Source organism: Polynucleobacter sp. 35-46-11, from assembly GCF_002281105.1.
This window is the reverse complement of the sequence record NZ_NCFJ01000130.1, coordinates 1-6,443: the sequence shown is the minus strand read 5'-3', so window position 1 is coordinate 6,443 and position 6,443 is coordinate 1. Positions and strand designations below refer to the sequence as shown.

General features: G+C 47.4%; 3 protein-coding genes and 2 pseudogenes. 2 read left to right on the top strand and 3 right to left on the bottom strand.

Annotated elements, in window-relative coordinates; translation table 11 throughout:
• Positions 1-475 (top strand): annotated as a pseudogene (locus B7Y67_RS09825) (SDR family NAD(P)-dependent oxidoreductase); the annotation flags it as partial.
• On the opposite strand, the pseudogene B7Y67_RS09820 reads toward B7Y67_RS09825, so the two are convergent.
• The 3 genes and pseudogenes from B7Y67_RS09820 to B7Y67_RS09810 form a co-directional block, all read right to left on the bottom strand.
• Positions 456-2,259: pseudogene (locus tag B7Y67_RS09820) on the bottom strand (glutamine--tRNA ligase/YqeY domain fusion protein). The pseudogenes B7Y67_RS09825 and B7Y67_RS09820 sit on opposite strands and share 20 nt — an antisense overlap.
• An 84-nt stretch (positions 2,260-2,343) precedes the next feature.
• The gene (locus B7Y67_RS09815; RefSeq protein WP_293598490.1) at positions 2,344-3,846 is read right to left on the bottom strand and encodes a tripartite tricarboxylate transporter permease; all 1,503 of its coding nucleotides are present in this window, start codon (positions 3,844-3,846) and stop codon (positions 2,344-2,346) included.
• An 18-nt stretch (positions 3,847-3,864) separates the two neighbouring features.
• A complete protein-coding gene (locus B7Y67_RS09810) occupies positions 3,865-4,323 on the bottom strand; it encodes a tripartite tricarboxylate transporter TctB family protein (RefSeq protein ID WP_293598489.1) in 459 nt (152 codons plus the stop codon).
• Positions 4,324-4,446: 123 nt separating this feature from the next.
• Between B7Y67_RS09810 and alaS the strand changes: the two genes are divergently transcribed.
• The coding region (alaS, locus tag B7Y67_RS09805; protein ID WP_293598488.1) for an alanine--tRNA ligase at positions 4,447-6,443 on the top strand (1,997 nt) is incomplete at its 3' end.

The window sequence follows — 6,443 nt, the reverse complement described above, 5'->3', positions numbered from 1 at the left end:
GGTGGACGCAGAAAATTGCCTGCGTCTTTGGGCTCCAGCTCATGGAGTCGCGCTGACCATCCTACGTGTACCCGGCATTTATGCTGCAGACCGATTGCCTATTGACCGCATACAGGCAGGAACACCCGCATTAAATTCGGCTGAGGATGCTTATTCGAACCATATACAGAGCGATGATTTGGCAAGATTGCTTTGTGCAGCCATTTACCATGGCAAACCGCAGCGCATCATTAATGCCTGTGACGGCGGTGAAACCAAGATGGGTGATTACTTTGATGAAGTGGCTGATGCCTTTGGTTTGGAGCGACCACCCAGAATGCCTGCTGAGAAATTGGAAAAAATCGTATCTCCCATGCTGTGGTCTTTTATGCGGGAGTCACGGCGTGTAACCAATACGCGACTAGTAGAATTAAAAACCCCGCTACGCTATCCCAGCGTGGCAGAGTTTCTGAAAACTATTTCCAAGAATCCTTAAGTCCGACCGTCCGATTAAATACAGGCTGACCCGGCTTGGAATCTTTTTGGTCTGCGACAAAGTAGCCATGGCGTTCAAACTGGAAGCGATCTTCTGCTTTGGCGTCTTTCATGCAAGGTTCTAAGTAGGCAATAATCGTTTGCTTAGAGCATGGGTTAATCAATAATCGTTTGCTTAGAGCTTGGGTTAATCGCATCAAGGAAATTTTTATCACCACTATCTGGATGTGGATCATTAAACAGATGGTCATAGAGACGCACTTGCGCAGGCACAGCCTCAGCTGCGCTGACCCAATGAATGTTGCCCTTGACTTTGTAATTGTTTGAGCCAGGAGTACCACTCTTACTATCAGGGAAGTGAGTCGCGTTCACTTGAATCACATTGCCATTAGCATCTACTTCAAAGCCAGTGCACTCAATCACAAATCCATGGCGCAAACGCACGCGTCCACCGGGCTGATCACCGATTGGTGGATAGAGCCTGAAGAATCCTTTAATAGGCTCCTTCATAAAGTCATCCTCTTCAATCCACAATTCTTTTGTGAAATGAAATTCACGATTACCCCATTCAGGATGCTGAGGATGGCGTGGTGCTGAACAGGGCTCACTTACAGAGGCGTCAAAGTTTTCAATCACTAGCTTGAGTGGCTTTAGAACTGCTGTAGCCCGTGGAGCCTTGCCTTCTAGATCATCCCGCAAGGCTTGATCCAGCGTATTCATATCGATCCAGCTATCCGCTTTAGAAACGCCGATTCGCTCGCAGAACAAGCGAATACTCTCTGGCGTATAGCCTCTGCGACGAATACCGACGATGGTTGGCATGCGTGGATCATCCCAGCCATCAACATGTTTTTCTTCGACCAATTGCAGCAGCTTACGTTTGCTGGTGATGGTGTAAGTTAAGTTGAGGCGGGCGAATTCATACTGATGCGGCACTGGATTTTTGAAGATCCCCAATTCTGCTAGTGAGGCAACAATCCAATCGTAGAGCGGACGATTATTTTCAAACTCCAAAGTGCAGATGGAGTGTGAGACATTTTCTAGTGCATCTGAAATGCAGTGGGTGAAATCATATAAAGGGTAGATGCACCACTTACTGCCAGTCCGGTGGTGATCGGTATGACGAATACGATAGACCACAGGATCACGCATCACAATATTAGGATGCGCCATATCAATTTTTAGACGTAGAACATGTTCGCCATCTTTGTATTTGCCATCACGCATCTCGCGAAATAAAGTCAGATTCTCATCTGGAGTGCGATCGCGATAAGGACTATTTTTTCCAGCTTGCCCAAAGTTGCCACGATTGGTATGAATGTCATCGGCACTTTGACTATCCACATAGGATTTGCCATTCTGAATCAGAATTTCTGCAAACTCATAGAGCTGATCAAAGTAATCACTCGCGTGATACAGGTGCGTGCCCCAATCAAAGCCAAGCCATTTGACTGCATCCAAAATGCTGTCCGCATACTCAACATCCTCTTTGACTGGATTAGTATCATCGAGGCGCATATTGCAACGCGCACCACCAGCTAGTTGGTTGTAATCAGCAGCTAAGCCAAAGTTGAGGCAGATACTTTTGGCGTGACCGATGTGGAGATAGCCATTAGGTTCTGGTGGAAAGCGCGTAATGATGGAGGGGATAGCTTGACCATCACGGCTGCTGCGGTTCTGATAGGCGCCACTCGCCAAATCATGGTCAATGATCTGGCGCAAAAAGTTGGAAGGCTCAGCAATGACGCTGGCAGGAACTTTGGGTGATTTGCTATCTTGGGACATGCGCCCATTGTAGAGAAAACCCTCGCCCCTAAAGAAAAAAGCCCGCAAACTACTGCGGGCTCGTTTCTGGGAAGCTTTCGAGTATTACTCCTCTACAAAAGCCTCTTCACGGGTTTTCTTAACCGCCGGGAGAGCTACGATCACCACCAAGAGAGCAGCCGCAATGAGCAGGCTGAGAGATAGTGGACGCGTAAAGAAGGTGGAGAAATCACCGCGTGACAACAACAGTGCGCGACGGAAGTTCTCTTCCATCATTGGTCCGAGCACGAAACCAAGGAGTAATGGAGCAGGTTCGCAGCCGAGCTTGAAGAAGAGGTAGCCAATTAAGCCGAAACCAGCCGTTACATAAACGTCAAATATGGAATTATTGACGGTGTAAACGCCGATACAGCAGAAGACTAGGATGGCTGGATACATCAAGCGGTATGGAATTTTCAAGAGCTTTACCCAAATACCAATGAGAGGCAAGTTCAAGAGAATCAACATCACGTTACCAATCCACATGGATGCAATCAGACCCCAGAACAGGGCTGGGTTGCTAGTCATCACTTGTGGACCAGGTTGAATGTTATGAATAGTCATCGCACCAACCATCAGAGCCATCACTGCATTTGGTGGAATACCCAAAGTGAGCAATGGAATGAAAGAGGTTTGAGCTGCAGCATTATTAGCTGCTTCTGGACCAGCTACACCTTCAATAGCGCCCTTACCGAATTCGTGGGTGTATTTTGAGGATTTCTTCTCAACTGAATAAGCGCCAAAGGCAGCCAGAGCTGCACCACCGCCTGGCAAAATTCCTAAAATTGACCCTATGGTAGTGCCGCGCAGAATAGATGGCACCATGCGCTTGAGATCATTTTTGGTGGGAATCATGGAGGTAACTTTATTGAGGAAGCCCTCTTCGTCACCTTTTTTCTCTAAATTACCCATGATTTCAGCAAAGCCAAATACACCCATAGCCACGCTGACAAAGCCAATACCGTCGCTTAGTTGTGGAATGTCAAAGGAGTAGCGAGCAACCCCAGAGTTCACGTCCGTGCCGATCAAGCCCATCAATAAACCAAGGATGATCATGCCAATGGCTTTGATCAAGGAGCCTGAAGCCAGAACAACCGCGCCAATTAATCCCAAAACCATTAGTGAGAAGTATTCAGCGGGACCAAACTTAAAGGCCAACTCAGAGAGAGGGGCGGCAAAAGCGGCTAAAACTAAAGTAGCTACGCAGCCAGCAAAGAATGAACCCATACCCGCTGTAAATAAAGCGACACCACCGCGGCCATTTTTAGCCATTTGGTAGCCGTCAATTGCGGTCACCACCGAGGACGTTTCCCCTGGAATGTTGAGCAAAATCGCAGTAGTAGATCCTCCGTACTGTGAGCCGTAATAAATACCGGCTAACATAATCAAGGCTGCAATTGGAGGCAGTGCATAGGTTGCTGGGAGCAACATAGCAATAGTGGCTACAGGACCTAGGCCTGGGAGTACGCCAATTAGCGTGCCCAATAGGCAGCCAATAAAGCAATACATTAAATTTTGCAGGGTGAACGCGGTATCAAAGCCGAGAGCGAGATTATTAAATAATTCCATTTTTCTGGTTCCCGGTGATTATTCGAAAAAGAACGGTAAAACTGGGAACGTGAGCTTAAGGCCAACGATAAACACCAGATAAGTAAACACCATCAGCACAATGGAATTTAGGGTAGCTGCTTTCCAGCTAAATTCCTTACTTGCCGTTGAAGATGCAAAAACAAGGCCAAAAATAGCCACCAGAACTCCCATAGTTGGCAGCAAAATGCCAAAAAGACAAATTGATCCAGTAATAATGCCTATCACTCGCCAGTTGAATTGAGGGATTTGATCGATGGCTGCGCTAGCTCTCAATGAGGTAACAAGTACGAGTAAGCCCAGTAAAAACATGAGTATTCCGAGGGCCAGCGGGAAGTATCCAGGACCCATTTTGGCCGCAGTGCCCAAAGAATAGGTGGTGGCAATACCTGCAAAGAAAATGCCGATAACCATATACATGATTCCGGCGCCAAAATCCCTTTGATTGCGAATTTTCAACTTGAGCTCCTTATATCGACTTAAAGGTCGATCTATTTATTAATGTTATGGGATTGTAAGGCAGGATTGAGGGGGTTTGCCTAGGGTTTGCCCCCGACTAGTGCCAATGCGATAATTATTAGCATGAAAGTCTCCCAAATTCGCCAGGCCTACCTGGACTACTTCGCCAAAAAAGGCCATCAAATTGTCCCCTCCAGTCCGGTAGTGCCAGGGGATGACCCAACTCTGCTATTCACGAATGCGGGGATGAATCAGTTTAAGGATGTCTTTTTGGGTTTTGATAAGCGTCCTTATAACCGCGCAACCACTGCTCAAAAATGTATCCGTGCGGGTGGCAAGCACAATGACTTGGATAACGTTGGCTACACAGCCCGTCATCACACCTTTTTTGAAATGCTGGGTAACTTCTCTTTTGGAGATTACTTTAAGAAGGATGCAATTCAATTTGCCTGGGAATTGCTCACTGAAGTTTTTAAACTTCCCGCAGAAAAGCTACTCGTGACTGTTTACGCGGAAGATGACGAGGCTTATGAGATTTGGAACAAGCAAATTGGTGTGCCAGCTGAGCGCATTATTCGCATCGGCGATAACAAGGGGGCACGTTACGCTTCAGATAATTTCTGGATGATGGGCGACACCGGACCATGTGGACCTTGCACTGAAATCTTCTATGACCACGGCCCACACATTGCTGGCGGGCCTCCAGGAAGTCCTGATGAGGATGGTGATCGCTATATTGAGATCTGGAATAACGTGTTCATGCAGTTCAACCGCGACGAAGCGGGCAACATGCATCTCTTGCCTAAGCCTAGTGTTGATACTGGCATGGGCTTGGAGCGTATCGCTGCAGTATTGCAGCAAGTGCATTCCAATTATGAGATTGATCTCTTTGTGAATTTGCTCAAGGCTGCTAAAGAAGCGGTTGATGCAGCTGGTGGCGCGAACTGCGATATTGACAGTCCTTCACTTAAGGTGATTGCAGACCATATTCGTGCATGTAGCTTTATTGTGGTGGATGGTGTGATCCCAGGTAATGCTGGGCGCGGCTATGTCCTGCGCCGTATTACGCGCCGTGCAATTCGTCATGGTTATAAGTTGGGTGCGCGCAAACCGTTTTTCTATCAACTTGTTCCTGCCCTCGTAAAAGAGATGGGCCTTTCATATCCAGAGTTACAAGCTGCCAAGGACAAAGTAAGTGAAGTGATTAAGCAGGAAGAAGAGCGCTTCTTTCAGACAATCGCTAACGGTATGGAGATTCTGGAGAGCGCGCTTGTTGGTGGTGCTAAGACAGTGGATGGCGAAACTGCTTTCCGTTTGCACGATACATTTGGCTTCCCATTAGATTTGACTGCCGATGTGTGTCGTGAGCGCGGTGTTTCGGTTGATGCGGAAGGCTTTGAGTTGGCGATGCAAAAGCAGCGCGATCAAGCAAGAGCGGCTGGCAAGTTCAAAGTGGCCCAAGGTTTGGAGTACTCCGGCAAACCAACTCAGTTTCATGGCTATGACACCCTGAAACATGAGGGCGCCAAAGTAACGGCACTCTACGTTGATGGCTCGGCCGTGCAGTCTGTTAAAGCTGGCGATACTGCAGTAATCGTTTTAGATCACACCCCTTTCTATGCTGAATCTGGTGGACAGGTTGGAGATCAGGGTGAGCTACGTAATGAGGCAGTACGTTTTGCAGTTGAAGATACTTTCAAGATTCAGGCTGATGTGTTTGGTCATCAAGGTGAAGTGCAAGAGGGCGAGCTCAAGGTGGGCGATTCAATCAACGCCTTGGTAGATGTCCAGCAAAGAACTGAAACGATGCGTAACCACAGTGCTACGCATATTTTGCATAAAGCATTGCGTGAGGTCTTAGGTGATCATGTGCAGCAAAAGGGTTCTTTGGTCGATGCTAGTAAAACTCGTTTTGACTTTACTCATAACGCACCCATTACTGCAGCAGAAATTCGTCGGGTAGAAGATATCGTGAATGCTGAGATCTTGGCTAATACCGCAACTTCCGGAAAAGTGATGTCTTTGGATGATGCGCAGAAAACTGGTGCCATGATGCTCTTTGGTGAGAAGTATGGTGACGAAGTTCGCGTTCTAGAAATTGGTAGTTCTAAAGAGCTCTG

Coding starts and splice junctions, on each gene's coding strand:
- B7Y67_RS09815 (WP_293598490.1), bottom strand. CDS start 3,846: ATGGAATTATTTAATAATCTCGCTCTCGGCTTTGATACCGCGTTCACC.